This window comes from Acrocarpospora corrugata (assembly GCF_009687845.1).
Lineage (GTDB): Bacteria > Actinomycetota > Actinomycetes > Streptosporangiales > Streptosporangiaceae > Acrocarpospora > Acrocarpospora corrugata.
On the sequence record NZ_BLAD01000031.1, the window covers coordinates 1 to 532 of the forward strand.

2 protein-coding genes are annotated in these 532 nt (G+C 62.6%); both read left to right on the top strand.

Annotated features, from left to right (window positions below):
* Positions 1–252: hypothetical protein (locus tag Acor_RS42960; RefSeq protein ID WP_218034037.1), on the top strand; the 252-nt coding region annotated here is incomplete at its 5' end.
* A gap of 12 nt (positions 253–264) precedes the next feature.
* On the top strand, positions 265–532 hold a 268-nt coding region (locus Acor_RS42965), incomplete at its 3' end, for a hypothetical protein (RefSeq protein WP_218034038.1).

The window sequence follows — 532 nt, forward strand, 5'->3', positions numbered from 1 at the left end:
ACGGATCCTGCGCCGGCGCCCGGACACATCCGTCATCTGTACCGCGAAGTACCAGCTCCCGTGCCCCGACTCGGCAAGTCGCCCGCATCTCCCGCCCAGCCGCTTACCTGTCGCCTTGTCAGCGCAACCGCATCGCTTATACGCCACACAACGATCCTGGTCGTGCATCACGATCACCTCACCCAGACGACGGACGACCTGGGCAAGAACAGCCTCTATGGACGCCAAAGGCTCGATAAATTCGCTACGTGAGACCGTGTCGACGTGGTCTACCAGCAGACACGGCGACAAACCGGACCGCCAACCCCGATCGACCTGACCAACCACCCAGTACATCGCACAGCCATCCTCGGCGGCCTTATCAACGAGTATCAGATCGCCGGCCGACACCACGAAGAACCAGCAGGTCAGACATCGAATCCCATTATTGAGCCCCACAGGTTCATACCGGACGCGTGGGACCTGGCGGCGCAGGACCGCGTTCTGATGCCGAAGCACCAGCAGCTCCGCCTCCTTGGGGGCGTCGCGCCGT